Annotated in this window: 19 protein-coding genes and 1 pseudogene; 4 read left to right on the forward strand and 16 right to left on the reverse strand. The window is 71.9% G+C overall.

All coding sequences use genetic code 11. The features are described 5' to 3' along the window. Window positions 1-59 precede the first annotated feature (59 nt). The 4 genes from CP970_RS14455 to CP970_RS14470 form a co-directional block, all read right to left on the reverse strand. On the reverse strand, window positions 60-815 hold the full coding sequence (locus tag CP970_RS14455) for an AIM24 family protein (protein WP_055556423.1): 756 nt from the start codon (window positions 813-815) through the stop codon (window positions 60-62). Window positions 816-831: 16 nt separating this feature from the next. Further along, entirely contained in the window at window positions 832-1,515 is a 684-nt protein-coding gene (locus CP970_RS14460; RefSeq protein ID WP_055556420.1) for an AIM24 family protein, read from the reverse strand. 11 nt (window positions 1,516-1,526) lie between these two features. Continuing rightward, window positions 1,527-3,257 carry a TerD family protein gene (locus tag CP970_RS14465; protein ID WP_150493376.1) on the reverse strand — a complete coding sequence of 577 codons (1,731 nt, stop codon included), beginning with the start codon at window positions 3,255-3,257 and terminating at the stop codon, window positions 1,527-1,529. 117 nt (window positions 3,258-3,374) lie between these two features. Beyond that, the gene (locus CP970_RS14470) at window positions 3,375-3,998 is read right to left on the reverse strand and encodes a M48 metallopeptidase family protein (RefSeq protein WP_063806238.1); all 624 of its coding nucleotides are present in this window, start codon (window positions 3,996-3,998) and stop codon (window positions 3,375-3,377) included. Between the two features lie 201 nt (window positions 3,999-4,199). Between CP970_RS14470 and CP970_RS14475 the strand changes: the two genes are divergently transcribed. Together CP970_RS14475 and CP970_RS14480 are read left to right on the forward strand one after the other, a co-directional pair. Further along, window positions 4,200-5,324, forward strand: a complete 1,125-nt coding sequence (locus CP970_RS14475) for a TOMM precursor leader peptide-binding protein (RefSeq protein WP_055555181.1) — start codon at window positions 4,200-4,202, stop codon at window positions 5,322-5,324. A gap of 41 nt (window positions 5,325-5,365) precedes the next feature. After that, on the forward strand, window positions 5,366-6,748 hold the full coding sequence (locus tag CP970_RS14480) for an ABC1 kinase family protein (protein WP_055555179.1): 1,383 nt from the start codon (window positions 5,366-5,368) through the stop codon (window positions 6,746-6,748). Window positions 6,749-6,752: 4 nt separating this feature from the next. Here the strand turns inward: CP970_RS14480 and CP970_RS14485 are convergent, their stop codons facing one another. The 5 genes from CP970_RS14485 to CP970_RS14505 all read right to left on the reverse strand — a co-directional run bounded on the left by CP970_RS14485 (window position 6,753) and on the right by CP970_RS14505 (window position 10,768). Further along, on the reverse strand, window positions 6,753-6,959 hold the full coding sequence (locus CP970_RS14485; protein WP_055555177.1) for a hypothetical protein: 207 nt from the start codon (window positions 6,957-6,959) through the stop codon (window positions 6,753-6,755). 117 nt (window positions 6,960-7,076) lie between these two features. Then, on the reverse strand, window positions 7,077-7,400 hold the full coding sequence (locus CP970_RS14490; protein WP_055555175.1) for a hypothetical protein: 324 nt from the start codon (window positions 7,398-7,400) through the stop codon (window positions 7,077-7,079). Beyond that, window positions 7,397-7,765, reverse strand: coding sequence for a WhiB family transcriptional regulator (locus tag CP970_RS14495; protein ID WP_055555173.1), 369 nt, complete (start codon window positions 7,763-7,765; stop codon window positions 7,397-7,399). The genes CP970_RS14490 and CP970_RS14495 overlap by 4 nt, the downstream gene beginning before the upstream one ends. Window positions 7,766-7,935: 170 nt before the next feature. Beyond that, on the reverse strand, window positions 7,936-8,271 hold the full coding sequence (locus CP970_RS14500) for a hypothetical protein (RefSeq protein ID WP_055555171.1): 336 nt from the start codon (window positions 8,269-8,271) through the stop codon (window positions 7,936-7,938). Between the two features lie 163 nt (window positions 8,272-8,434). Next, window positions 8,435-10,768: an ATP-dependent DNA helicase UvrD2 gene (locus tag CP970_RS14505; RefSeq protein WP_079043979.1), complete on the reverse strand. Its 2,334-nt coding sequence runs from the start codon at window positions 10,766-10,768 to the stop codon at window positions 8,435-8,437. 27 nt (window positions 10,769-10,795) lie between these two features. On the opposite strand from CP970_RS14505, the gene CP970_RS14510 reads away from it, so the two are divergent. Beyond that, complete coding sequence (locus CP970_RS14510; RefSeq protein WP_055555167.1) at window positions 10,796-11,035, forward strand: mycoredoxin; 240 nt, start codon at window positions 10,796-10,798, stop codon at window positions 11,033-11,035. A gap of 29 nt (window positions 11,036-11,064) precedes the next feature. Here the strand turns inward: CP970_RS14510 and nudC are convergent, their stop codons facing one another. From nudC to CP970_RS14540, 6 genes and pseudogenes are all read right to left on the reverse strand, one after another. Next, the gene (gene nudC, locus CP970_RS14515; protein WP_055555165.1) at window positions 11,065-12,012 is read right to left on the reverse strand and encodes an NAD(+) diphosphatase; all 948 of its coding nucleotides are present in this window, start codon (window positions 12,010-12,012) and stop codon (window positions 11,065-11,067) included. A gap of 87 nt (window positions 12,013-12,099) precedes the next feature. After that, on the reverse strand, window positions 12,100-13,503 hold the full coding sequence (locus tag CP970_RS14520; RefSeq protein WP_055555185.1) for a dipeptidase: 1,404 nt from the start codon (window positions 13,501-13,503) through the stop codon (window positions 12,100-12,102). A gap of 10 nt (window positions 13,504-13,513) precedes the next feature. Next, window positions 13,514-17,116 carry a UvrD-helicase domain-containing protein gene (locus CP970_RS14525; protein ID WP_150493378.1) on the reverse strand — a complete coding sequence of 1,201 codons (3,603 nt, stop codon included), beginning with the start codon at window positions 17,114-17,116 and terminating at the stop codon, window positions 13,514-13,516. Between the two features lie 83 nt (window positions 17,117-17,199). Next, window positions 17,200-17,904 (reverse strand): hypothetical protein, encoded by a 705-nt coding sequence (locus tag CP970_RS14530; protein WP_055548363.1) that lies wholly within the window; start codon window positions 17,902-17,904, stop codon window positions 17,200-17,202. Between the two features lie 149 nt (window positions 17,905-18,053). Next, window positions 18,054-21,641, reverse strand: coding sequence for an ATP-dependent DNA helicase (locus CP970_RS14535; protein ID WP_079043565.1), 3,588 nt, complete (start codon window positions 21,639-21,641; stop codon window positions 18,054-18,056). Window positions 21,642-21,910: 269 nt separating this feature from the next. Continuing rightward, window positions 21,911-22,300, reverse strand: a pseudogene (locus tag CP970_RS14540) (MGMT family protein); the annotation flags it as partial. 203 nt (window positions 22,301-22,503) lie between these two features. Between CP970_RS14540 and CP970_RS14545 the strand changes: the two are divergent. Beyond that, complete coding sequence (locus CP970_RS14545) at window positions 22,504-25,278, forward strand: lysylphosphatidylglycerol synthase domain-containing protein (RefSeq protein ID WP_398655097.1); 2,775 nt, start codon at window positions 22,504-22,506, stop codon at window positions 25,276-25,278. A gap of 83 nt (window positions 25,279-25,361) precedes the next feature. Here CP970_RS14545 and CP970_RS14550 read toward each other — a convergent pair whose 3' ends face one another. Beyond that, window positions 25,362-26,129: a YwiC-like family protein gene (locus tag CP970_RS14550; RefSeq protein ID WP_055548370.1), complete on the reverse strand. Its 768-nt coding sequence runs from the start codon at window positions 26,127-26,129 to the stop codon at window positions 25,362-25,364. Between the last annotated feature and the right edge of the window lie 90 nt (window positions 26,130-26,219).

The raw sequence follows: 26,219 nt of genomic DNA on the forward strand, positions 1-26,219 counted from the left end.
GCCACATACGGCCCGCACACAGATCCCCGCGCCCCTTCCCGCTTGCCCCGCGGGAGGGGCTAACTCCAGACGTTGCCTTGGTTCTGCCCGCGGGCACCTTGCTGACCCATCCCGAACTGCGCCTGGGCGCCCCGCCCGAGAACCGCGTTCTGCGGCGGCAGCATCTCGCTGGGCTGGACGAGCGCGTAGCCCTGTCCCATGAAGCTGAGCTCCCAGCCCTCGCCGGTGTTGCCGCGGCGCCGCCACACGCCCGAGGAATGGGTCTGCGCCTGCATCTGGACGCGCAGCCCGTTGGACCACGCGACGATCGCGTCGGCGTCGGCGTTGACGTACCGGTCCGGCGTGACCTGGAGCATCAGCGGCTGGCCCGACGTCATCAGGGCGACCTTGCCGCGCCCGGTGATGTTGAGCTGGTACTTGCCGGAGCCGGAGATGCCGTACTGGCTGTCCACGGCGATGACCTGGTGGGTCAGCGACGAGTCCATCGCGAGGACGTAGCTGCTGTCCACGGTCAGGCCGTCCTGTTCCACGTCCACGACGTGGATGTACTGCGCGAGGTTGGCGAGGTAGACCGTGCCCTGTCCGTGACAGCGCATCAGGTCAAGGCCCTCGCCGGTGTGCGCGCGGGCCCGCTGGTTGCCCCGGCTCTGGTACTCGGCGTCGAACTCCATCAGCCCCTGGTAGGCGACCATGGCGCCCTTGCGGGCCAGGACGTCGTCGTGGCCCTCCAGGGCGACCCGCAGCATCTGCGGGTTCTGGACGGAGTAGCGCTCCTGCGTCTGCTGTTCGGCATGCGCGAAAAGTGGGCTCTGCATGGTGTGTTGCTCCCCCTCAGCCCCGTGCTCGGAGACGGTCGGTGCTGTCCTCGCTGGGCTGTACGACGACGATGCCCTCTCCGGAGAAGCCCATCTGGTAGGCCTCGCCGCTGCCGCGCCCGATCAGGGAACCGGCCTTGAAGCTGCGCTTGCCCTTCACCTTGAGGTTCGGGGACCAGGCGATCAGGGCGTCCGGGTCGACGTACGTCTCGTCCTCGCCGCGGCCGCAGTCGACCACGATCGGCGTGCCGCGGGAGGTCAGCGCGACCCAGCCCTGGCCGGAGATCTTGATGTTCCACAGGCCCTGTCCGGCGAACTTGGCCATGCCCTTGACCCGCTCCACGCCCCACTGGAGGGAGGCGTCGAAGGCGAGCAGGTTGGTGCCGTTCACCGAGAGGGAGTCGCCCGCCAGATTGATGACGACGACGTCCGCTCCGTAGTCGGCGAGGTAGAGAAGGCCGTCTCCGGAGCACTTCATCAGGGGCGCGCCCTCACCGGTCATCCACTCGCGCGCGACCTGTCGGACGGCGGGCGGATTCGGCTCGTACTGCACGAACCCTTCGTAGGCGACCATCGAGCCCACGCGCGCGAAGAGGTCGTTGCCGGTCTGCATGGCCACCTTGAGCATGTGGTGGCCGTGGTTCTCCATGCGGGCGGCGACGGGTGCGGGAGCGAAGCCCGCGAACTGCTGCTGATTCATGACGGGCTCCCTCAGACCTCGTACGGCTGGACGACGATGAAATTGCCGGGCGCGCCACGGAACTGGAGGTTCACGCTCTCCCCCGTGGAGCCCGCGTACGCGTTGCTGCGCAGCCGAACCTGGCTGGAAACGATCGCCTGTGCGGCGGCCGACCAGGCGACGACGGCGTGGCAGTCGGCGAACGTCGTCGGCGTCACGGGCAGCACGACGGGCACGCCGTGGGTCTTCACGATGACCGTGCCGGTGCCCTGGAACTGCATGACGAACAGCGCGCCACCGGGGATGCCGTGGCCCTCGATCCTGCGCACCTCGTGCTGCAGCGTCTCGTCGAAGGCGAGGACGTTCTCCGCGGAGACGCAGATCGCGTCGCCCTGGAGTTCGATCGGGTGCAGATGCGTGCCTTCCTCGGCGAGGAAGACCTGGCCCCGGCCGGAGCACCGCATGAGCTGCATCTCCTGGCCGGTGGAGTTGCCCACGATGCGGCCCGCGAACCCGGCGCCCTTGTAGCTGAACTCGACCTTGCCCTGGTAGAGCACCATGCTGCCCTGGCGGGCGAGTATCGGCTGGTCGGCGACGCCCAGGTCGACGCGGATCAGCTTCTCGTTCTGCTGCGTCCAGCGTTGTCCCGTGGGGGCCTCGCGGTACTTCTGGAGGGCCGCCGCGACACCGGCACCCTGTGGGGCCGCGCCCTGCGGAGCCCCGGCCTGGCCGGGGAACTGGCCGCCCGGGGGCTGCTGGCCGTAGCCGGGAGGCATCGGGGCACCGGGCTGCTGGCCGTACCCAGGGGGCATCGGGGCACCGGGCTGCTGGCCGTACCCAGGGGGCATCGGGGCACCGGGCTGCTGGCCGTACCCAGGGGGCATCGGGGCCTGCTGCTGTCCTGGCACCTGGCCGAATTGCGGCTGCTGCGGCGGCGGCTGCTGGCCGGGCTGTCCGTACGGCGCGGGGGCCGGCGGGGGCGGCATGGTGCCACCGGGCGGCTGGTTCATCGGAGCCACGATGGTCTGCGCGGCGTGCACCGACGGGTCCGCGGGAGCAGGGGGCGGGGGCGGAGTGGCGCCCTGAGGTGGTGCGAAGTTCTGCGCGGGAGCAGGGGCGGGGGCCTGCGGCGGCGCGGCGGCCGCGGGAGCGCCGAAGGCGGGCGGCGCGGCGGCCTGCGCGGGCGGGGCGAAGGAAGGCGCGGCGGCCTGCGGCTCCGGGGCGGCGGGCTCCTCCTCCGCGACCTCTCCGCCGAAGTTCTTCAGCAGGGCGTCGAGCCCGCCGTCGAAGCCCTGGCCGATCGCGGCGAACCGCCAGACGTCCTTCAGGTAGAAGTCGCCCAGCATGACGGCGCGTTCGGTGGAGAACTCCGCGCCGCTGAAGGCGTAGCGCGCCACTTCCTCGCCGCCCGCGACGATGCGGACGTACCCGGAGGCGACCTGCGACATCTGCCCGGCGCCGTCGATCGTCGCCGTGAAGGAGAGCCGCTGGATCTGCTGCGGGATGCGGTCGAGCGTGACGCGGAAGGACTCGGTGTCGCCCGCCTGCGCACCCAGGAGCTGGATCGACTCCTCGGGTGACTTGGGCTGGTTGAAGAAGATGAAGTAACGGTCGTCCGAGAGCCGCTCGCTCGCGTCCAGGCCGAAGCAGCTGATGTCGAACGTCAATCCGGGGGCAGTGATCTGTACGCCTACGTACAGATCGGTCCCCGCGGTGAGGTCACTGATCTTGGCCTTGTGGCCGCGTTGGAATTCCCTGGCCATACGTAACGACCGTCCCCCATCCCGAATGTGAATGCGTCGCGTCAGGCTAACCGCAAAGTCCGACAGCGAGCCAAGCCGGTACAGACCCGCTACACAACAGCGGGATCCGGCGGACGTTCACTCCTCGCGAGCGGCCGGCAGATGGGGCAGCCGATCGGCCGCGACCACCCCTTCGAGGTACCCCCTGGCCCGCTCCGTACGGGGGTAGGCCTCCAGAAGACGCCAGAATCGGGGGCCGTGTCCGGGTACGAGGAGATGTGCCAGTTCATGGACGAGGACGTAGTCGACGACGTACTCGGGCATGCCCTGCAGCCGGTGCGAAAGGCGGATGCTGCCCTCGGAAGGGGTGCAGGAACCCCAGCGAGTGTTCTGGTTCGTGACCCAGCGAACGGAGGCGGGCCTGGCCCGGCCCTCGAAGTACTGGTCGGACAGCTGCCCCGCGCGCTCGGCGAGCTCCGCGTCCCCGAGGAGGCGCTTGCTCTCCTGCGCCGCGAGCTTGTCCAGCATCACGTTGACCCAGCGCTGCTCCTCCGCCTCGGACATCCGGGCGGGGATGAGGACGACGGTGCGGTCGCCCTCGCGGTAGGCGGAGACCGTTCTGCGGCGGCGGGCGCTCCGTCTGACCTCGACCGCGCTGGCACCTCCGCCGGACGACGGTGGACTGGTCGTGCTGCGCTGTGGAGTTCCGGCGCGATGCGCCGAGGTCTCCCCAGCGACGCGAGGGGACGGGTCGGCGGGCACGCCCCGACGTTACCCGCTGGGCATAGGGGAAGTCCCGCCTCCGGGACGGTTCGGCGCTGTTCCGCTCCCCGTGCGCTGGATTAGTACGACAAGCATCCCCTGCCTGTGGACAACGCGGCGCGGCTGTCCGGCGTGACGGGCATTCTGGCAATCGATCGACACGGCGGACGGGACGTGCCGAGCGGCCTACGGGGGACGACCATGCATCCGATCTTGAAGCCCGCGCTGCGGCGCGGCTGGCGTGACCTGAGCACCGTGCAGTTCGGGGTCGCCTCCGCGCACGCCTTGATGCTCGGCCCGATGGACACGGCGACGGGCAGCTTCCTGACCTTGCTCGACGGGACCCGGGGACTGCCGCTGCTGCGGGCGGAGGCGCAGCGGATGGGCCTGCCCGACGGACACGTGGACAGGCTGCTCGGCGAGCTGTCCCGGGCCGGCCTGCTCGACGACTCGACGGGCGGCGGCCCCGCGGCCGAATCCCTGCGCAAGCGGGGCGCGGTCATGGACCGGCTCCGGTCCGACCTGGCCTCGCTCTCGCTGCTCTCCCCCGAGCCGGGCGAGGCGATCGACAAGCTGGCGGCGCGCCGGTCCATGCGCGTGCGGGTGCAGGGCGCGGGGCGGCTCGGCGTGGCGCTGGCCTCGGTGCTCGCGGGGGCGGGCGTGGGCCGGGTCGACGTGCTGGACGGCGGGCACGTCGAGCCGTGGGACGTCGCGCCGGGTGGACTGCCCGCCGAGTCGATCGGCGAGCGACGGGACACCACCGCGCGCCGCATCGTGCGGCAGTGGGCACCGGATCGTCCGCCCAGGGCGCCGGAGGGAGAAGCGGGGCTCTCCCTCGTGATCATCGCCCCGCGCGACGGACTCGCGGCGTACGCCCCCGATCCGGCAGCCGTCGAAGGACTCATCACCGCGGGCACCCCTCATCTCTACGTCGGGGTGATCGAGGGCACCGCTGTGGTGGGCCCGCTGGTCCTGCCCGGGGCGAGCGCGTGTGCGGGCTGTCTCTTCCAGCAGCGTGCGGACCGCGACCCCACCTGGCCGCGGATGCTGGCGCAGTGGCGCTCGGGGCCCGCGCGGCAGGTGCCCGCCTGCGACCTGGCCCTGTCGACCGCGGCCGCGGGGCTGGCCGCGGGGCATGCGCTCGCCTTTCTGGACGGAGTCTCCTCGGCCTGCGCGGGCGCCCGCTGGGAGGCGTCCGTGCCCGGATTCGAGTGGCACTCTCGTCCGGTTTGGCCGCATCCCGCATGCTCTTGCGGAGCGGGTGCGCGCAATAAGGGGGATCAGGCCACCGTGGACCGAGAGCCGCACGACACAATGGCCGGGTAACCGCCTGACAAGGCGCGGCTGTCTGGGACTTGGAGGGGCGCATGTCTGATCTTCCCCGGAAGGCGGTCACCCGTACTGCCAAACTGGCCGCCCTCCCGCTCGGCTTCGCGGGGCGCGCGACCTGGGGGCTCGGCAAGCGGATCGGGGGCAAGTCCGCGGAAATCGTCGGACGCGAGCTGCAACAGCGCACGGCGGAGCAGCTGTTCAAGGTCCTCGGCGAGCTGAAGGGCGGGGCGATGAAGTTCGGACAGGCGCTGTCCGTCTTCGAATCGGCGCTGCCGGAGGAGGTCGCGGGTCCCTACCGCGCGGCACTCACGAAGCTACAGGAAGCGGCGCCGCCGATGCCGACCCGCACGGTGCACGCCGTGCTCGCGGAGCGCCTCGGGGAGGACTGGCGCGACCTGTTCCAGGAGTTCACGGACAAGCCCGCGGCGGCCGCGTCGATCGGCCAGGTGCACCGGGCCGTCTGGGCGGACGGGCGCGAGGTCGCGGTCAAGGTCCAGTACCCGGGCGCGGGCGAGGCGCTGCTGTCCGACCTGACTCAGCTGAGCCGGTTCGCCCGGCTCCTGGGGCCGCTGATTCCGGGGATGGACATCAAGCCGCTGATCGCCGAGTTGCGCGACCGGGTGTCGGAGGAGCTCGACTACGGCTTGGAGGCGCAGGCGCAGCAGGCGCACGCGGAGGAGTTCGCGGGCGACCCCGATGTGGTCGTCCCCGCGGTGGTGCACCAGAGCGATCAGGTCCTGGTGACCGAGTGGATCGACGGGACGCCCCTGTCGGAGGTGATCGCGGACGGCACGCAGGAGCAGCGCGACCGGGCGGGTCAGCTCCTTGCCCGCTTCCTCTTCTCCGGCCCCGCGCGCACCGGCCTGCTGCACGCCGACCCGCATCCGGGCAACTTCCGCCTGCTGCCCGACGAGAAGAGCGGCTGGCGCCTTGGGGTCCTCGACTTCGGCACGGTGGACCGGCTGCCCGGCGGGCTGCCCGTACCCATCGGTGAATCGCTGCGGATGACGCTCGACGGCGAGGCCGACGCGGTCTACGAGATGCTGCGCGAGGAGGGCTTCGTCAAGGAGAGCGTCGACCTCGAGCCGGACGCGGTGCTCGACTATCTGCTGCCGATCATCGAGCCCATGCTGGTCGAGGAGTTCACGTTCACGCGTGGCTGGATGCGCAGCCAGGCGGCCCGGGTGGCCGACCCCCGCTCCCCCGCCTATCAGTTGGGCAAGCAACTGAACCTGCCGCCGTCGTATCTGTTGATACACCGCGTGACGCTGAGCACGATCGGGGTCCTGTGCCAACTGGGCTCGACGGTGCGGATGCGGGACGAGCTGGAGGAGTGGCTGCCCGGCTTCGCCGTGGAGACCGAGACGGAGGAAGCGGAGGAAGCGGAGGTAGAGGAAGCGGAGGCGGACGAGGCCTGAGCGTTCACCACCAGGGCGAGTCGAGGCGGCCCTCGATGGCTCTGATGTTGTCGCGCGCGCAGGAGTCACAGAAGTAGTGACGGCTGCCGTTCTCCACGGAGCAGGTCCAGGTCGGCGGCGCGCCTTCGGCGATGGTGCCGCAGCGGGAGCACACGAGATTCTCCGTGCCCGCATTGTCCGTGCCGGTGGGCTGAGGATTCTGCTGGTCCACCCGGCGACCATAGCGCCGCGCGCGGAAGATCGGTGAGTCCAACGCACCGCGGGGGCCGGTCCGTTCGGACCGGCCCCCGCATCGTTCTGTCGTTGTACTGAGCCGCGTGGGCGGCTCCTACTGCATGACGGCGATGGCGAGCGCGCGCCGGGCGCGCAGCGACGCGCGCTCCGCGCGGCGTTGCATGCGGCGGGCCGCCATCAGGCGCTCGGCCGGGCGCTGGGCCTCGGCCTCACGCATGCGTTCGTGCATATGCGCACGAGCCATGGCTTCTGGGATGAGTTGCATCTCACGGGTCCTGTTCTGGCGCGAGGTGTTCGCACCGGTGGTGGTGAAGTCTGTGATCGCGGAGCCTGCGGGCTCGCTGGTGGCTGCCTTCATCGGGGCCTGCTTCTGGGGGTCGTGCGTCAAGGGGCGATCGATCGTTCCGACGGTGCTCATGCGGCGACCGGGTTCTTGCGCGGACGACCACGCGGCCGCTTGCGAGCGACGACCACGCCCTGGACGAAGAGCTCGCCGCCCCAGACGCCCCAAGGCTCACGCCGCTCCTTGGCGCCGGCGAGGCAGGCCTCCATCAGCGGACAGGTGCGGCAGAGCGACTTGGCGTACTCGACATCGGCCGGCGACTCGGCGAAGAAGACCTCCGGGTCGTAGGCACGGCAGGGAACGGGTACGCCGAGGTTCTCGATGGCGTCGTCGAGCGCGGTGAGCGCGGTGAGGGGAGTCAAGGTCGGGTCCTCCGTGGGTGCGGGCGGGGGGAGCGTCTGTGAAGGCGGTACGGACGGGGCGTGCGCTTCGAGTTGCACGGTGGTGTTTTCCTCGTCTGGTCGTGCCGGCCTGGGTCGGCCGGTTGGCGGCTGGTACCGGGTCTTTCTGGTGGCCCCTTCACTCCGTTCTCCCTGTTCTGGGGAAAACAGAAGGGCCGCGGATCCCGGGTGGGGTTCCGCGGCCCTGAAGGCGCCGGTCTGATCGAGGATCAGACTGGATCACTCCAGGGTTCGAGCCCACGGAAGGCCCACATCGTGTGGTGCTGCGTCGTCTGCTTCCGGAATCCGGCACCGGCTGCCGCAAAGGCATAGGCCTGCGCCTCCGCTACTGCTGCTTCCGGTGCCTTGGTCGGTCGCTCATTGCCCTCATTGGCCTCGACGATCGGGAGACCGGCGAGAGGCAGGGCGGCGGACATCGGACGCACGGCGGGGATGCCGCCGGACAGACCGGTGCCCTGGTTCGAGAAGCCGAGCAGGCAGGAAGCGACGACCGAGCGATCGGTCATTTTGACGGTGCTGATGAAGCTCTCGTTGATGCTGATCACTGGAATTCGCCTCCTCTCGGCGTCTAGTGGATCGGCCGGGGCCGATCCTGCGGACTGTCAAGTACAGCACGGAACCGGGGCTTCGGAGAAGCCGCCGTTTCCGTGTTAAGAACCTATGGGTCTTCCTTGCGCATGCGCAAACTATTTTTTCGACGAGTTTGAATCATTCTTCATCGGCGCCCCTTACAGGCTCCTGACCTGCACAGATAGCGAGGACGTCGGCTCCGAAGCGGTTGAACTTACGGACGCCGACTCCCGGGATCCGGGCCAGCTCCCCCTCGTCGTCCGGCACGGCCTCCGCGATGGCGATCAAGGTCTTGTCCGTGAAGACGCAGTACGCGGGCTGCCCCAGGCGGCTCGCCTGACCCGAGCGCCACTCCCGAAGACGCTCGTAGAGTCCTTCGTCCATGTCGGAAGGACAGTCTTCGCACCGCATGAGCTTCATCTCGCCCGCCTCGGTCAGCGTCCGCCCGCAGACCCGGCAGCGGGCCGGGGTCCGGTTCTTCCGCTGCCGACGGCCCGCGGGGGTGCCGGTGCCCTCGCCGCCGCTGCCGCGCTCGACGCCGCCGGGGCCACCGCCCGCGGCACGCGCCGCCGCACCCGCCCCCGAGCCCGGGCGCAGGCCGTCCATGAAGCGGCTGGGGCGGCGGTTCGGGCGGCCGCCCGGGGAACGGGAGAGGGCCCAGGAGAGGGAGAGGTGGACGCGGGCGCGGGTCACGCCCACGTACAGGAGCCTGCGCTCCTCCTCGATCTGCTCGTCGGTCTTGGCGTAGGTGATCGGCATCATGCCCTCGGCGAGGCCGACCAGGAACACGGCGTCCCATTCCAGGCCCTTGGCCGCGTGCAGCGAGGCCAGCGTGACGCCCTCGACGGTGGGCGCGTGCTGGGCGTTCGCCCGCTCGTCCAGCTCGGCCACGAGGTCGGCGAGGGTCGCCTCCGGCTTGGCCCGCGCGAAGTCCTCGGCGAGGCGCACGAGCGCCGCGAGGGACTCCCACCGGTCCCGGGCCGCCCCGGAGCCCGCGGGGGGCTGGTTCGTCCAGCCCTTGGTGGAGAGCACGGCCCGGACCTGGGAGGGCAGGTCGACCACGTCGTCCAAGAGGGCGTCGTTGCCGCCGAAGCGCGCCGCGCCGCGCAGGGCCGCGCCCGCTTCCCGCACCTCGGTGCGCTCGAAGAACCGCTCGGCGCCGCGCAGCTGATAGGGCACTCCGGCGTCGGCGAGCGCCTGTTCGTAGATCTCCGACTGCGAGTTCGTACGGAAGAGGACCGCGATCTCGCTGGCCGGGACGCCGTCGGCGAGGAGGGCGCGGATGCGGCGGGCCGCGCCTTCCGCCTCGGCGGGCTCGTCCGCGTACTCGACGTAGACCGGCTCGGCCCCGGGGTCGCGCTGGGAGATCAGCTCCAGGCGGTGGTCGGCGGCGCGGCCGCGGGCCTGGGAGAGCAGGCCGTTGGCGAGGTGGACGACCTGGGGCGTGGAGCGGTAGTCACGGACCAGCTTGACGACGGTCGCTCCCGGGTGGCGGGTGCGGAAGTTCAACAGGTGGTCGGGGGTCGCGCCGGTGAAGGAGTAGATCGTCTGGCTGGCGTCGCCGACGACGCAGAGGCTGTCGCGCTCGCCGAGCCACAGGTCGAGCAGGCGCTGCTGGAGGGGGCTGACGTCCTGGTACTCGTCGACCACGAAGTGCTGGTACTGGGAGCGGATCTGCTCGGCGATGTCATGCCGGTCCTGGAGGATGCCGACGGTGAGCAGCAGGACGTCCTCGAAGTCGATGACGGCGCGGTCGCGCTTGAGGTCCTCGTACGCCGCGTAGAGCTGGGAGATCTCGGCCGGGTCGCGCGGGACGTCACGGCCGGACTTGACGGCGGCCGCCGCATAGTCCGCGGGGACGGTCTGGGTGACCTTGGACCACTCGATCTCGCTGGTCAGATCCCGCAGCTCGTTCCGGTCGAGGCGGATGCGGCAGGCGGCGGCCGCGTCCGCGACGAGTTTGATCTTGCGGTCGACGATGCGGGGCAGCGAGCCGCCGACCGCCTTCGGCCAGAAGAACTGCAGCTGGCGCAGGGCCGCCGAGTGGAACGTGCGCGCCTGGACGCCGGAGGCGCCGAGCTGGCGCAGCCGGCCGCGCATCTCGCCCGCCGCGCGGTTGGTGAACGTGACAGCCAGCACGCTGGCGGGCTGGAGGATCCCGGCGCGCACGCCATAGGCGATCCGGTGGGTGATCGCCCGTGTCTTGCCCGTACCGGCACCCGCGAGGACGCACACCGGCCCGTGCAGGGCGGTGGCCACCTCGCGCTGCTCCGGGTCGAGCCCGGCGAGCACCGCGTCGGCAGAGTCCGGGACCTGCGGGAAGAGAGTGGAGTGCGTTGCTGATGTCACCCTGCCATGCTGCCAGGTCGCCAGGGGCCGGTGAGCCCGTTGTCCACAGGGCGCCGCAGCCGGTCGTACTAATGCGGGAATGGTGGCCGGGTCGCGTACGTTCGACTGATTGCGAAGACGCACCCCGAGCGATGAAGGAGCACACGAGAGATGCCGGGCACCGTGACGATGTACAGCACCACGTGGTGCGGCTACTGCCGCCGCCTCAAGGGCCAGATGGACCGTGAGGGCATCGCGTACGAGGAGGTCAACATCGAGCACGACCCGGATTCCGCGGCCTTCGTCGAGAAGGCGAACGGCGGAAACCAGACGGTTCCCACCGTCCTCTTCCCGGACGGCTCCACGCTCACGAACCCCTCGCTCGCGCAGGTCAAGCAGAAGCTGGCCTGATCGGGCGGACGCCGGGCCGAGGCCTCGGCTCAGCCCACGGTCCCCGGCTTCGGCAGGGGCTTGCCGTACCAGAGCTCGATCAGACGGGCCGCAATCGAGATTCCGTAGGGAGGCAGGACCTCCCCGGACTCGAATGCGGCCCGCAGGTCTTCCCGGGAGAACCAGCGGGCTTCCTGGATCTCCTCGCCGTCGACCTGGATCTCCGATGAGGTCGCGTCGGCCATGAAGCCCAGCATCAGGCTGGAGGGGAAGGGCCAGGGCTGGCTGGCGACGTACTCGACGTCGCCGACCGTGACGCCCGCCTCCTCGAAGACCTCCCGGCGCACCGACTGCTCGATGGACTCGCCCGGCTCGACGAAGCCCGCGAGGGTGGAGAAGCGGCCCTCGGGCCAGTGCACCTGGCGGCCCAGGAGGATGCGGTCCTCGGCGTCCCTGACCGCCATGATCACCGCGGGGTCCGTGCGCGGGTAGTGCTCGGCGCCGCACGCCTGGCAGCGGCGGATGTGCCCCGCGGCGGCGATGATCGTGCGCTCGCCGCAGCGGGAGCAGAAGCGGTGCAGGCGCTGCCAGTTCTCCAGGGCGACGGCGTGCACCATCAGGCCCGCGTCGCGCGGCGAGAGCAGCAGCCCCGCCTCGCGCAGCCCCGCGGGGCGCGCGGACTGGTCCATGCGGCCCGGCAGGGTGTCCTTCTGGAGCGCGAAGTAGCTGACGCCGTCGTCGCCCGTGCCCAGGAAGTAGCGGTGCTCCTCGGTGAGGGGCGCTTCGAAGGCGGGCGTCATCACCAGTTCCGTGGCGCCCTCCGGTGTCTCGTCGATGAGCACCTGACCACCGGAGACCACGAAGACCCGGGTCGTCGGGTGGCTCCAGGCTGCGGCGAGCCAGGCCTCGTCCATGCGGTGGTGGGCCGCGCGGTCGATGCCGCTCTGCGCGGTGAGCGAGACGGGCCGGTCTGCGGTGCGGTCGGTCCAGGTGGTCACAGGTGCTTCCAACTCCCCCGATGGAATGGGTGGTTCAGCAGGACGTGCTCAACGGTCTGCCGGGCGTGCTCGGCGATCCGGGGACTCTCAGTGTGCATCGCGCCAGTTCTCCGCGAGGTCGCCCCACAGGTAGGCGGTCGTCTCCACGCCCTTGAGGAGCAGGTCGAGCTCGACCTTCTCGTTCGGCGCGTGCCAGCCGTCGGAGGGGACGGAGATGCCGAGGAACAGCACGGGCGCGCCGAGGACGTCCTGGAGGTCGGCGGCAGGCCCCGAGCCGCCCTCGCGCGTGAAGCGGATCTGCTGCTCGAAGGCGCGTCCCATCGCGCGGACGACGGACTGCAGCGCCGGGTGGTCAAGCGGGGTCAGGCACGGGCGCGTGGCGGAGCCGAAGGTGATCGTGTGCCGGATGCCCGGGGGCAGCCGGTCGGCGACCCAGGTGCGCACGGCCTCCTCGACGCGGTCCGGGTCCTGGCCCGCGACAAGCCGGAAGGACAGCTTGAGGAACGCGGACGACGGGACGATCGTCTTGCCGCCCGCTCCCTGGTAGCCGCCGCCGATGCCGTTGACCTCGGCGGTGGGGCGGGCCCAGATGCGCTCCAGGGTGGTGTGCCCCGCCTCGCCGTGGGTCGCGTGCGACTTGGCCGTACGCAGCCAGCGCTCCTCGTCGAAGGGCAGCTCGGCGAAGAGTTCGCGCTCGCGGTCCGTGAGTTCCGTGATGCCTTCGTAGAAGCCGGGGATCGCCACGCGCGCGTGCTCGTCGTGGAGGGCGGCGACGAGGCGGGCGGCCTCGGTGGCGGGGTTCGGGACCGCGCCGCCGAAGGAGCCGGAGTGGATGTCCTGGTCGGGTCCGCGCAGCTCGATCTCGCAGTCGGCCAGGCCCCGCATTCCGGTGCAGACGGTGGGGGTGTCCTCCGACCACATGCCGGTGTCCGAGACGATCACCGCGTCGGCGGCGATGCGCTCGCGGTGCTCCTCGATGAGCGCGCGGAAGTGCGGGGAGCCCGACTCCTCCTCGCCCTCGATGAGCAGCTTCAGGTGGACGGCGGGCGCGGTGCGGCCGGTGGCCGCGAGATGGGCGCGGACACCGAGGGTGTGGAAGAAGACCTGGCCCTTGTCGTCGGCGGCCCCGCGCGCGTACAGCCGGTTTCCCTCGACGACCGGCTCGAACGGGTCGGTGTCCCAGCCGTCCTCGCGGGCGGCGGGCTGCACGTCGTGGTGGCCGTAGACGAGGACGGTGGGGGCCCGCGGGTCGTCCGAAGGCCACTCGGCGAACACGGCGGGCGCGCCCGGCGTCTGCCAGACCTCGACGGTCGGGAAGCCGGTCTCCTTGAGCTTGGCGGCGAGCCAGTCGGCACTGCGGCGCACGTCCTGTGCGTGGTCGGGCTGGGCCGACACGGACGGTATGCGCAGCCACTCGGCGAGGTCGTCGAGGAAGGCGGCACGGTTGTTCTCGATGTACGTACGGACGGCGCTGTCCGGTGTCTCGCTCATGGTCACGAGCCTATCCGCCATCCGGGGCCGGCTCTTCCGGCGGTTCGGCGTCCGGGTCGGTGGCCGGTTCTTCGAGCAGCAGGCGTTCGAGCTCGGCGCGGCCCGGCAGGTGCCGGGGCCGCGCGGTCTCTCCGCTGCGCACGTACAGGAAGGCGGCCTTCACCGATTCCGGAGGGACGCCCTGCTGCTCGGCCCAGGCCAGCCGGTAGACGGCGAGCTGCAGGGGGTCGGCGCTGTGGGTGCGGCTGGTCTTCCAGTCGACGATCTCGTACGTCGTGTCGGCTCCGTCACCGTCCTTGTAGACGGCGTCGATGCGGCCCCTGACGACGCGGCCCGCGATCACGAACTGGAAGGGGACCTCCACGCGGTAGGGGGTGCGGTGGGCGTACTCGGTGCGCTCGAAGGAATCCTTGAGGGCTTCCAGGTCGCGCTCGTCGGCGATCTCGGCCTCGTCGGGGCCACCGCCCGGCAGGTCCTCCGGGGCGAGCATCGGCAGCGTGAGGCTCTCGAAGCGGGACTCGATCCAGGCGTGGAAGCGGGTGCCCCGGCGGGCGGCGGGCTGCGGCGGGCGCGGCATGGGGCGGGCCAGGTCCTGCGCGAACCCTTCGGGGTCGGCGGCGAGGCGCATCAGCTCGGACGCGGTGAGCGAGGGCGGCACGGGCACGTCCCTGACGGCCTCGCGGGCGCGCAGCAGCTCGCCGGTCAGCGCGTCCAGGTCGCGGTCCCAGGAGGCGAGGGTGCGGGCCTCCTCCGGGGTGAGGCGGGCGCGGGGCGCGTCCGGCGCGGTGCGGGTGTCCGGGACGCGCTCCGCGGGGTGCGGGCGGGCGTCGGGCGCGGGTGCGGGCAGCGGCACGCGGGCGTGGCCGCCGCCGGCGGGGGCGCCGGGGCGGGCGGTCTCGGTGCCGGGGGCGTCCGCGGGGTGCGGGACGGCCGGGCGCTCCTTCGCCAGGGAGTCCCAGTCCGCCGCGTCGGCGTCGGCGGCGCCCTCCTCGTCCTCCGGAGGGGGCGGCGGCCACTCGGGGTCGTCGGCCGGGGGCACGTCGTCGTGCGCCGACGGGTGGGCCTCCTCGTGGGAGCGGGCGTGCTCGGGCGCGCTCTCCCCCGTCAGGCGGTCCAGGTGGTCGAGGACCGTCCGCGCGGCGGCACGGCGGCGGGCCAGGGAGGCGTCGTCCAGCGGGAGCGGCCAGGCGCGGTCGGCCGTCTCCTCCCGCAGCGCCGGGTTCTCCTCGTCCTGCGCCGGTTCGTCCGCCCAGACCTCGATCTCGCCGTGGCCCGCCGCGCAGTGGTCGTGCAGGGCCTGGAGGAAGTCCGAGGGGCCGCGCGGCTTCTTCTGGGAGGGGCCCCACCAGTGGCCCGAGCCGAGGAGCAGCGAGCGGGGGCGGGTGAACGTCACGTAGCCGAGGCGGAGTTCCTCGGTGCGCTGGTGGTCCTTCATCGACTCGTGGAACGCCTTCATGCCCTTGGCGTCCCACGCGTCGACGTCGGGCAGCGTGGCCGCGTCACCGCGCAGCTCGTGCGGCACGACCTTGGCCTGGGCGGTCCACTTCTCGCGGCCCTGTGCGCTCGGGAAGGTGCCGTTGACCAGACCGGGGACCGCGACGACGTCCCACTCCAGGCCCTTGGACTTGTGGGCGGTGAGCACCTTGACCGTGTTCTCGCCGCCCGGCAGGGCGTTGTCCAGGCCCTTCTCGTACTGGGCGGCGGTGCGCAGGAAGCCGAGGAAGGCGAGCAGCGAGGCGCCCTGGTCGTTGGCGGCGAAGGACGCGGCGACGTCGAGGAAGTTGGAGAGCGTCTCGCGGCGGCGGGCGGCGAGGGCGTGCGGGGAGGCGGAGAGCTCCACTTCGAGGCCAGTCACGGCGAGCACGCGGTGCAGCACGTCCATCAGGGGGTCGGAAAGAGAGCGGCGCAGCTCGCGCAGCTCGGCGGCGAGCCGGGCGAAGCGCACCCGCGCGTCCGCCGAGAACGGCAGCCCGTCGTCCCCTCCGGAGGGGTCGTCCGCGGCGAGCGGTGTCTCCAGGAAGGTGTCAAGGGCGTCCGCGAGCGATATGACCTCGGCCGGGTCGACCCCCTCGACGGCCTCGGCGAGGCGCCGGTCGGGATCGTCGGGGGCGGCGTGCCCGTGCCGTACGAGGAGGCGGGCGCGGCGCCCCAGGAGGGCGAGGTCGCGGGCGCCGACGCGCCAGCGGGGGCCGGTCAGGAGCCGCACCAGGGAGGCATTGGCCCCCGGGTCCTGGAGGACCTCGCAGACGGCGACGAGGTCGGCGACCTCGGGGAGGTGCAGGAGTCCGGAGAGGCCGACGACCTCCACGGGGATGTCGCGGGCGACGAGGGCGCCCTGGATCTCGCCGAAGTCCGTCGCCGTGCGGCACAGGACCGCGATCTCGCCGGGTGCCGTGCCGGTGCGCACCAGGTGGGCGATCGAGTCGGCGAGCCAGTCGATCTCCTCGGCGTGCGTGCGCAGCAGGGCGCAGCGCACCACGCCGTCGCGCTTGGCGCCGGGCGCGGGCCGCAGGGCCTCCACGCCCGCGTGCATGGCGCGCAGCGGCTCCGCGAGGCCGTTGGCGAGGTTCAGGAGGCGGCCGCCGCTGCGGCGGTTCTCGCTGAGCGCGTGGCGGGTGGCGGGGCGCCCGTCGGCGTACGCGAAGTGCTCGGGGAAGTCGTCCAGGTTCGCCACCGAGGCGCCGCGCCATCCGTAGATCGCCTGGCAGGGGTCGCCGACCGCGGTCACCGGATGGCCCGTGCCGCCGCCGAACAGGCCGGACAGGAGGATGCGCTGGGCGACCGAGGTGTCCTGGTACTCGTCGAGGAGGACGACGCGGAACTCGTCGCGGAGGATCTCGCCAACCTCCCCGCGGGTGCGGGCGAGCGTCGCGGACAGGGCGATCTGGTCGCCGAAGTCGAGGAGGTCCCTGGAGCGCTTGGCCGCGCGGTAGTGGCCCACGAGCTCGGCCAGTTCGAGGCGGGCGGCCGCCGTCTCCGGGACCTTGCGCAGCTCGGCGTTGCTGAGCTTGGCGTCCGCCAGGGCGCGCAGCAGCTCGGTGTCGTACGCGCGAAGGCGCTCGGGCCGCACGAGGTGTTCGGCGAGCTCGCTGTCGAGGGCGAGGAGGTCGCTGACGAGGTCGGGGAAGGACCGGGTCAGCGCCGGATAGGGTCCTGGCGCCTCGCGCAGCACGCGCGCGGCGAGCTGGAAGCGGGTGGCGTCGGCGAGCAGGCGGGAGGTCGGCTCCAGGCCGATGCGCAGGCCGTGGTCGGTCAGGAGGCGGCCCGCGAAGGCGTGGTACGTGGAGATGACGGGCTCGCCGGGAGCGTTGTCCGGGTCGACCGCGTCGGGGTCGGTGACGCCCGCCTTGACGAGTGCCTGGCGCACCCGCTCGGCGAGCTCGCCCGCCGCCTTGTTCGTGAACGTCAGGCCGAGCACCTGCTCGGGGGCGACCTGTCCGGTGCCGACCAGCCAGACCACGCGGGCCGCCATCACCGTCGTCTTGCCCGACCCCGCTCCGGCAACGATCACCTGCGGGGCGGGCGGCGCGGTGATGCAGGCCGTCTGCTCCGGGGTGAACGGGATGCCGAGGAGCTCTTTGAGCTGCTCGGGGTCGGTGATACGAGGTGGCACGTCAGAGAGGCTAGCGGTGGCCACTGACATCCGGGACGAAACCGGACGCGGGCGGCCACCGCCCGCTCATGGCAAGCGTGGGGTCAGGAACCCGAGGCCAGCTTCTTCGGGTCGACGACCTCGCTGGCCGGCGGAGCCTTGACGTCGACGGCCTTGCCGTAGTCGCTGAAGTTCACGGTGCCGGGGCCTTCGCTGCCCTTGTTCACGACCTTCAGGAAGTACGGCTTGCCCTCCAGGGCGACGTAGAAGGTGGTGGTCTCGCTGCCCTTCTTGCGGGTCAGGACGGCCGCCTTCGCGCCGCCGACCTCGGCGTCGTCCCCCCGCTTCAGCTTCTTGAGGTTCTTGTTGCTGAACATGTCGTCCGGGTTGCAGACGGGCTTGCCACCCTTGTTGGACTGCTTCGTCCAGCGGCCCTTGAGGAGCTTGGCAGCGCCGCCGCTGCCCGTGGTGGACTCCCAGAACTTGTCGTCGCCCTTGGTGTACGAGAACTCGCCGGAGGCCAGGAACTCGGCCTTGCCCGTCTCGGCCGAGCCCATCGTGCCCTTGCAGTCGCCGGACTTGGCGACGGCGAACTCGATGTCGCTCGTCTGGCCGTTCTGCTTCATCTGGCCCTTCATCCGGTAGGACCCCGCGTCCTTGGATGCCTTGGACGCCTTCTCGGCGATCTTGTCGGCGCTCATGCCGTCGAAGGGGTCCTTGTCACCGTCGCTGCTGCAGCCCGTGACGCCGATGACGGCGGCGGCGCAGGCGACGGCGGCCACTGCCAGGAGCTTCCGGTTGGCTGCCATGTGTATGTCTCCTCGGAAAGGTGCACGATCGGGCGGTCCGCTGAGTGCACGGTTCAGCTTTACCGAGACCTTAGATGGCCTGTGAGCCTGCTATGAACGCGGTTGGCCCACCGTGACTTCCACCACCAAAGGCACACGTGTCGCCGTCGTCACTCCACTACGTGACGGCCCTCCGGGCGCGCGCTGCACGAGGCGCGGAAGGCGCAGTGGGCGCAGTGCTGGCCCGCGGTCGGGGTGAAGCGTTCGTCGAGGACCTTGCCCGCGGCCGTCGCAAGGAGGTCGCCGATCCACTCTCCGGAGAGGGGCTCCTGGGCCTGGACCTTGGGCAGGGCGTCGCCGCCGTTCTTCTTGGCGGCGCCCTGGCGCAGCTGCACCAGTTCGGCGCCGCCCGGTTCGGGGCGTACGCCTCCGAAGACGTCGTCCGCGGCGCCCTCGCGGACCGCCAGCTGGTAGACGGCGAGCTGCGGATGGCGGGCGACGTCGGCGGCGGTGGGAGCCTGTTTGCCGGTCTTGAAGTCCACTACGTAGGCGCGGCCTTCCGCGTCCTGCTCGACGCGGTCCATGGAGCCGCGCACCCGCACTTCGTAGGGACCCGCTCCGAGGGTCACGTCGAAGCCGTGCTCGCTGGCGAGGGGGGTGCGGCTCGCGCGGTCCATCACATGCCACTGGAGGAAGCGTTCGAGCGCCACGCGCGCGTGCTCCTTCTCCTGCGACGACTTCCAGGGCGCGTCGAAGGCGAGCGCGTCCCACACCGAGTCGAGGCGCTCCATGAGGACGGCGAGGTCGGCGGGCGTACGTCCGGACGCGACCTCGTCGGCCAGGACGTGCACCACGTTGCCGAAGCCCTGGGCGGCGGTCGCGGGCGCGTCCGCCTTCACCTCGCGGCCCAGGAACCACTGCAGGGAGCAGGTGTTGGCGAGCTGGTCGAGTGCGCTTCCGGAGAGCACGACCGGCTTGTCCCTGTCCCTCAGGGGGACTTCGCTCGCCGTCGGCTCGTACATGCCCCACCAGCGGTAGGGGTGCGCGGACGGTACGAGGGGGCGTCCGTCGGCGTCACCGAGCGCGGCGAGCTTGGCCAGGCGCTGGGCCGCGGCCTCCCGCAGGGTCTCCGAGACGCGCGGGTCGACGGTGGTGGCGCGCAGCTCGGCGACGAGCGCGGAGACCGACAGGGGGCGGCGCGGACGGCCCGTTACGTCCTTTGGTTCGACGCCGAGTTCGGTGAGGAAGCGGGAGGGCTGGTCGCCGTCGTCCGCCGGTGCCTTGACCGCGGTGACGACGAGGCGTTCACGCGCGCGGGTGGCGGCGACGTAGAACAAGCGGCGTTCTTCGGAGAGGAGCGCTCCCGGCGTGAGGGGTTCGGCGAGGCCGTCGCGTCCGATGCGGTCGGCCTCCAGGAGGGAGCCCCGGCGGCGCAGGTCGGGCCAGAGGCCCTCCTGGACGCCCGCGACCACGACGAGGCGCCACTCCAGGCCCTTGGCGCGGTGCGCCGTCATGAGGCGTACGGCCTCGGGGCGTACGGCCCTGCGGGTGAGTGTGTCCGCGGCGATGTCCTGCGCCTCGGTCTCCTCCAGGAAGTTGAGGGCGCCGCGGCCACCGGTGCGCTCCTCGGCGCGGGCCGCCGCGGCGAACAGCGCGCACACCGCGTCGAGGTCGCGGTCGGCGTTGCGCCCGGCCGCGCCGCCGCGCCGCGCGGTGCGCTCCAGGCGCTTGGGCCACGGCGTGCCGTCCCAGAGCTCCCACAGCGCCTCCTCGGCCGTACCGCCGCCCGCGAGGCGCTCACGGGCCTTGCGCAGCAGCGCGCCGAGACGCTGGGCGCCGCGGGCGTACGTCGGGTCGTGCGCGACGAGCCGCTCCGGCTCGGCGAGGGCGCGGGCCAGCAACTCGTCGGAGGGCGGCGGCAGATGGTTGCCCGCGGCGCGCTCCTCCTCACGCAGCGCGCGGCCGAGCCGACGCAGGTCGGCGGCGTCCATGCCTGCCAGGGGGGAGGTCAGGAGGGTGAGGGCGGTCTCGGTGCCGAGCCAGGCGGGGGCGGTGGTGACTTCAGTACGTGGGGCGCCGGGCTCTTCGGGGGCGTGCCGTTCGGAGGCATCCCCCTCGGAGATGGCCTGTTCGGAGGCGTCCGCCTCGAAGACGCGCCCTTCGGAGACGTCCCGATCGGAGACACCCCCTTCAAGGGCGTCCCCTACGGAAACGTCCCCTTCGCGTGCCCCTTCTCCAGAAGCCTCAGGAGCGTCTCCCCCCGAGGCGTCGGCCTCGGATGCGTCTTCCCCAGGAGCGCCCCCCTCAGAAATCCCCTCCTCAGAAGTCCCCTCCTCAGAGGCACCCGCCTCCTCCAGCACCGCCGTCGCCACCACCCGCAGTGCCGACAGCAACGGCACCACCGCGGGCTCGTGGCGCAGCGCGATGTCGTCTCCGTCGATGTCGAGGGGGACGCCCGCCGCGCTGAGGCTGCGCCGGACCGCGGGGATCGTGCGGGCGCCCGCGCGGACCAGGACCGCCATGTCGCTCCAGGGGACGCCGTCCTCCAGGTGCGCGCGGCGCAGGATGTCCGCGATGTTGTCGAGCTCCGTGCCTGCCGTCGGGTACGTGTAGACCTCGACCCGGCCGCCGTCACGGACCGGTGTCGGCTCCCGGTGGACCCGCACCTTGTCCGCGGGCAGCCTGGCCAGCGGCATGCGGCGGGTGACCAGCCGGGTCGCGGCGAGCAGCTGCGCGCCGGACCTGCGGGACGTCGTCAGGACCTCGACGGGCGCCGGGGTGCCGTCCGCGCGCGGGAAGGCGTACGGGAACTCCAGGATGCCGTTCACGTCGGCGCCCCGGAAGGTGTAGATCGACTGGTCGGGGTCTCCGAAGGCGACCAGGGACCTGCCGCCCCCGGCGAGCGCGTGCAGCAGCCGCACCTGGGCCGGGTCCGTGTCCTGGTACTCGTCCACGAAGACCGCGTCGTACTGCGCGCCGAGCGCCCGTGCCACCTCGGGGCGGCGCGCGAGGAGCACCGCGCGGTGCACCAGTTCCGCGTAGTCGAGCACTCCTTGCATGTCGAGCACGTCCAGGTACTCGGCGAGGAAGGACGCGGCGGCGCCCCAGTCGGGTCGGCCGCTGCGCCGGGCGAAGTCGTTCAGGGCCGCGGGCCCGAGGCCGAGCTCGCGGCTGCGGGCGAGCACCGCGCGCACCTCGTCGGCGAAGCCGCGGGTGGTGAGGCAGGCGCGCAGCTCGTCCGGCCAGCGGATGTGCGCGCGGCCCTCCCGCGCGAGGTCGACCTGGCCCGCGAGGAGCTCGCGCACCGCCACGTCCTGTTCGGGCCCGGAGAGCAGCCGCAGCGGCTCCACGAACAGGTCGGCGTCCTGGTGGGCGCGGACCAGGGCGTAGCAGAAGGAGTGGAACGTGGTCGCCTGCGGGGCGCGCGCGGCGCCGATGCGCAGCGCCATGCGGTCGCGCAGCTCCACCGCGGCCTTGCGGCTGAAGGTGAGCACCAGGATCCGTGTGGGGTCCGCGCCCTCGGCGACACGCGCGGCGACGGCCTCCACGAGCGTGGTGGTCTTGCCGGTGCCCGGTCCCGCGAGGACGAGGAGCGGCCCGCTCCTGTGGTCAACCACCGCGCGCTGACGTGCGTCCAAGCGAGGGGGATCCAGCCGGTCCGGCAGGGTACGCACCAGTCGGTAGGCACCCGGGGTCCCCTGTCGTACCTGGTGGTGCGACGGGTGCCGGATGATCCGGGCGGAAGAAGGGGAGCTCACGTGGGTCGCCGGTCCTGGTGGGTGTGCTGGTCGATGAGCGGCCGGGCGGTGGCCGAGGGGTGAGGGGGATGCGTGCTGTCGACGCTACGCCAGTGGGCAGGGAGGACGCGGCGCTTCCCCCGTACGGGCCACCGGGCCGCCATCGAGCCCCGGGATGGCGGAAGCTGTCAGGTGTGAGCCTCCGGAGCCTGCGGGCGAGCGTCCCCCGTGGTGTCGGCCCTTGTCTCAGCCCGCGCCGCGGCCCTTGCGTCATCGTCGGCACCACCGAGACCGTGACCCGCGTCACCGCCGTCCCAGCGCGCCCTGCGCATGTCGATCTTCGGCACATGCCCTTGGGCGGCGCGCGAAGCCTGTCGCAACGGCGTGCCTTCCTCGCGGTACCGCTCCAGCGCGTGCAGCTCGTGACCCGGCAGAAGTACTCCGTCCGAGCGCACGACACGCCACCACGGAACGACTTCTCCGTAGAGGGCCATGACCCGTCCCACCTGCCGGGGGCCGCCCTCCTCCAGCCACTCGGCGATGTCTCCGTAGGTCATCACGCGCCCCGGAGGGATCAGTTCCGTGACATCGAGAACCCGCTCCGCGTACTCCGGCAAGACCTGCGCCGCACGGTCGGACGGGGCCTGTTCCCTTCGGCTCTCCTCGTTCATCCGGCCCATCCTGCCGCACCCCGCCGACACGGTGACGGGCTCGGAACGGAACGTGCCGCGCCCCGTGCGACAGGGCACAAAGTGTCGTTTCGTGACCACTTCGCGTCCTTGCGTTGCCCCCTGCTGCCCCCCTGCGGCGACCTGGCATGCCACCATCGTGCGGGCGGTGACTGGTGATACGAGATCAAGAAGAGACGACGGAACGGCAGGGCGTGCATCCCGATGAGAAAGCGGGCACCTCTGCGTCCGAGTCACACCTGGACACCGGTGAGCGCGCCCTGAAGACCGAGAAGACCGAGAAGAACCAGACCGAGCAGGCCGAGCAGGCCGAGCAGACGGAGCAGCAGGCCGACCACGGCGCCGACTGCATCGAGGGCGACGCCGCGCACACCGACCGCGTGGAGCGCGACGAACCGCTCCTCGCCGCGCGCGTGCACCGCCCCTCCGACCTCATGCGGCTGCTCGTCGGCGTCCTGGCCATCGCCGTACTCCTCGCGATCGCCGCGTTCGCGCACGGCACGACGTCCGGGCTCGAACAGGACATCGACAAGGGCACCGAGCAGGCACCCGACCTGCTGATCAAGGTGGCGGGGCTCGTCGCGAGCATCGGGGTCCTCCTCGTCCCCGTCGCCTTCGCCATCGAGCGCCTCGTCAAACGCGACGGACTGCGCATCGCCGACGGGGTGCTCGCCGCCGTCCTGGCCCACGGCGTGACGCTGGCCACCGATCTCTGGGTCGCGAAGGCCGCCCCCGGCTCCATCCAGGACGCGCTCACCAAGCCGTCCCCCGCCGACATCCACGCGTTCACCGATCCGGTGCACGGCTATCTCGCGCCCGTCATCGCGTACATGACGGCCGTCGGCATGTCCCGCAGGCCGCGCTGGCGCCTCGTCCTGTTCGTGATTCTGCTGCTCGACGCCTTCACCATGCTGGTCACCGGCTATACGACGCCGTTCTCGATCATCCTGACGGTGCTGATCGGCTGGGCCGTGGCCTACGGAACGCTCTACGCGGTCGGCTCGCCGAACGTGCGGCCCACCGGGCAGACCCTGCTCGCGGGCCTGCGGCACGTCGGCTTCCATCCCGTGAGCGCCGCGCGCGAGGAGTCCCCCGACAGCGAGCACGGCGACCGGGGGCGCCGCTATTTCGTCACGTTGGAGGACGGCCCTCCGCTCGATGTCACGGTCATCGACCGCGAGCAGCAGGCGCAGGGCTTCTTCTACCGCGTGTGGCGCAGGCTCACGCTGCGCGGGATCACCCAGCGGCGCAGCCTGCAGTCGCTGCGCCAGGCGCTGGAGCAGGAGGCCCTGCTCGCGTACGCGGCGATCGCGGCAGGGGCCAACGCGCCCAAGCTGATCGCCACCTCCGAGCTCGGCCCGGACGCGGTGATGCTCGTCTACGAGCACACGGGCGGCCGGTCCCTGGACTCCCTGCCCGACGATGCCGTCACCGACGAGCTGCTGCGCGACACCTGGCGGCAGGTGCAGGCGCTGCAGTCCCGCAGGATCGCGCACCGCAGGCTCGCGGGAGACGCGATTCTGGTGGATCGTTCCGGCACGGTGATCCTCACCGATCTGCGCGGCGGTGAGATCGCCGCCGGCGACCTGGTGCTGCGCATGGACATCGCCCAGCTCCTGACCGCCGTCGGCCTGCGCGTGGGCGCCGAGCGCACGGTGGCGTCGGCCGTCGAGGTCCTCGGTCCCGACGCGGTGGCCGACTGTCTGCCGCTGCTGCAGCCGATCGCCCTCACCCGCGCCACCCGCGCCACCCTGCGCAAGCTGGCCCGCGAGCGCTCCCAGCGCGAGCGTGACGCGGTCCTCGAGGCGTCCCGCACGGCCAAACAGGGCGCACGCGCGCACGTGGCCGACGACGAGCAGACGGGCAAGCAGGCCCAGAAGCAGGAGAAGCAGGCCGCCAAGCAGGAGCGGCAGGCCGAGAAGCAGGCCATAGACGACGCCCTTGAGCAGGCCCGCGAGGAGGATCTGCTCACCCAGATCCGTCACCAGGTGCTGCTGATCCGCCCGACCGCGCCGGTCGAGCCCGCGCAGCTCGAGCGGATCAGGCCGCGCACGCTGATGAGTTTCATCGCCGGTGCCATCGGCGCGTACTTCCTGTTGTCGCAGCTCACGCACGTCGAGTTCGGCACGCTCTTCCAGCAGGCGCAGTGGGGCTGGGTGGCCGCCGCGGTGGGCTTCTCCGCGCTGAGCTACTTCGCCGCCGCGATGAGCCTGCTCGGCTTCGTGCCGGAGCGGGTGCCGTTCCTGCGGACGGTGGCGGCGCAGGTCGCCGGGTCGTTCGTGAAGATCGTGGCGCCCGCCGCGGTCGGCGGTGTCGCGCTCAACACGCGCTTCCTGCAGCGCTCCGGAGTGCGGTCGGGGCTCGCGGTGGCGAGCGTGGGGGCCTCGCAGCTCTTCGGGCTCGGCTCGCACATCATGCTGCTGCTCGTCTTCGGCTATCTGACCGGTACGGAGAAGACGCCGTCGTTCACGCCGTCCCGCACCGTCATCGCCGGTCTCCTCTCGGTCGCGGTGCTCGTCCTCGTGGTGACCGCGATCCCGTTCCTGCGGAAATTCGTCGTCACGCGCGTGCGCTCGCTCTTCGCCGGTGTCGTGCCACGCATGCTGGACGTACTGCAGCGGCCGCAGAAGCTGCTCACCGGCCTCGGCGGCATGCTGCTGCTCACGTTCCTCTTCGTGCTCTGTCTCGACGCCTCGGTCAGGGCGTTCGGCAGCGACGAGATGACGAACCTGAGTCTGGCGAGCGTCGCGGTGGTCTTCCTCGCCGGCAACGCGCTGGGCTCCGCGGCGCCGACTCCCGGCGGTGTGGGCGCGGTCGAGGCGACGCTGACGCTCGGTCTGATCGCGGTGGGTGTGCCCCGGGACGTGGCCGCGCCCGCGGTGCTGCTCTATCGACTTCTTACGCTGTGGCTGCCGGTGCTTCCGGGGTGGCTGTTCTTCAACCACCTCACAAGGAAGGGGCTGCTTTAGCGCTTCGCTGGGGGGCAGGGTTCTCCTGCGGGTGCGTGGGGGCTTGGCGCGACGTTCCCCGCGCCCCTTACGGGGCGCCCCCTTCAGAACAGCAGCAGGAGTGCCGTCAGGAGCAGTGCGGCCCCGACGACCTCCACCGCGCCGACCACCGGCACCTTCACGCCCTTGCCGGGCAGGAGTGCCGCGCGGGCCAGGTAGGCCGCGAACGGGACCGCGAGCCAGGGGTTCAGCGCGTACGCGGCGGGCACCGCGAGCGCGTGGTAGGTCACCGACGCCCCGTAGTAGGCGCGTGAGCCGCGCTCGCGGATCATCGTCTTCACGTACGGCACCGTCCCGACGAAGAAGAGCAGGCAGGCCAGGGCGGGGCGCCAGCCGTCGGTGAGGTCGCCGCCGCCCATCCGCAGGGTCACCAGGAGCATGCCGCAGGCGGGGACCACGGCCGCCAGGCCGTTGAGGAGCGCCCGTTCCCTGTTCCGCCGGGCGTACCAGGTGTTGAGCGCCACGAAGGGGGCCGCGCAGGCCGCCGCGAGCAGCAGCCACGGGTAGCCGAACAGGAGGGGCACTCCGCAGGCCGCGCAGAGCGCCGTCGAGCCCAGGGCGGGGCGCACGTGACGGCGCGGGGCGCGCGGGTTGCGGGAGATGCGGCGCAGCCTGAGCCACTGCTGTACGTGGAAGGCGGCGATGTACCCCGTCAACCAGGCGGCGAAGAGCGGCAGATGGGCCCACCGGGGGCCCTGCCCCGGTCCGTCGGGGAGGAAGACGCCCGCCGCGAAGGGCACCGCGAGCATCGCCCACGCGCCGTGCTGATTCGGCAGCCAGGTGCGGAGCACGCCCCTCTTCTTCTTGGCCATGCGGCCAGTCTGGCAGCACAGGGCCCGCGGAATTCCGGCAGGAGGTCACGCCTGTACGGGACCTAAGTCCCCGGGGTGGCAACCGAATTG

It is taken from the genome of Streptomyces kanamyceticus (genome assembly GCF_008704495.1).
GTDB classification, from domain to species: Bacteria; Actinomycetota; Actinomycetes; order Streptomycetales; family Streptomycetaceae; genus Streptomyces; species Streptomyces kanamyceticus.